Source organism: Nocardioides sp. Root151 (genome assembly GCF_001427925.1).
GTDB lineage: Bacteria > Actinomycetota > Actinomycetes > Propionibacteriales > Nocardioidaceae > Nocardioides.
This window is the reverse complement of sequence record NZ_LMGG01000001.1, coordinates 1,421,137-1,422,071: the sequence shown is the minus strand read 5'-3', so window position 1 is coordinate 1,422,071 and position 935 is coordinate 1,421,137. Positions and strand designations below refer to the sequence as shown.

Genomic DNA, 935 nt, shown 5'->3' with positions numbered 1-935 from the left:
AACTCGACAACGACCCGTCCCCGGTGCCCGGGAAGGACCAGTGGGACGTCACCATCGACCACGCCGGTGCAGGCAACGGCACCAGCCGACTGGATGCGATGGGTGACTCGCTGGACCTGGCGAAGTTCCACGACCTCATCAGCGATGAGGCCACCACCATGGGCAAGCTCGGTGACACCGACACCCTCGGGCAACGCAGGGCCAAGGCCCTCGGGGTGATCGCGGATCGGCAGGCCAGCGCCGACCTCCTCGGCCTCATCGGCGACGACAACGGGACCGACGACCATGCCAACAGGAACCGTGACGGCGACGGCAACCACGACGGTGCAGGAGCCGGTGAAGGCGACGGCGACGGCGATGCAGCCAGTGAAGGCGACGGCGCCGGCAGTCATGGTGCGGGCAAGAAGGTGATGCCGCGCAAGTCCTACCTCAAGACCCGGCTCTACATCCACGTGAACCTCGCTGACCTCGCCACCAACGGCACCACAACCACTGGAACCACCACGTCCTCTGGAACCTCCGCCTCAGCCACTGGCACCGCTGGAACCGACTGCGCCGGCGGCCACGAGCCGGCACCGGGGATGGCGGAGACGAACCTGTTCGGCGCCGTCACCGTCGAGAAGATCCTCGACTGGATCCGTGACCTCGGACCCGACGCCACCCTCACCCCGGTCATCGACACCAACCGGGACTGGGCTGTCGATCAGCACGACCCACCCGAAGCGATGCGCGAACAGGTCCTGGCTCGGGATCGGCATTGCGTCTTCCCGCACTGTTCGGTTGATTCGAGGCGTTGCGACCTCGACCACATTGAGTCCTACGACGACACCGGGCCACCGGGCCAGACCAGCCCCGACAAACTCGCCCCGTTGTGCCGACGACATCACCTCGCCAAAACCCACGGCAGATGGTCCTACGTCAGGAACAAGGACGGC

The 935-nt window shown here is 66.4% G+C and carries 1 protein-coding gene; it reads left to right on the top strand.

The annotated features are described in order from the left end of the window. Positions 1–935: HNH endonuclease signature motif containing protein (locus tag ASD66_RS06755; protein ID WP_162254252.1), on the top strand; the 935-nt coding region annotated here is incomplete at both ends.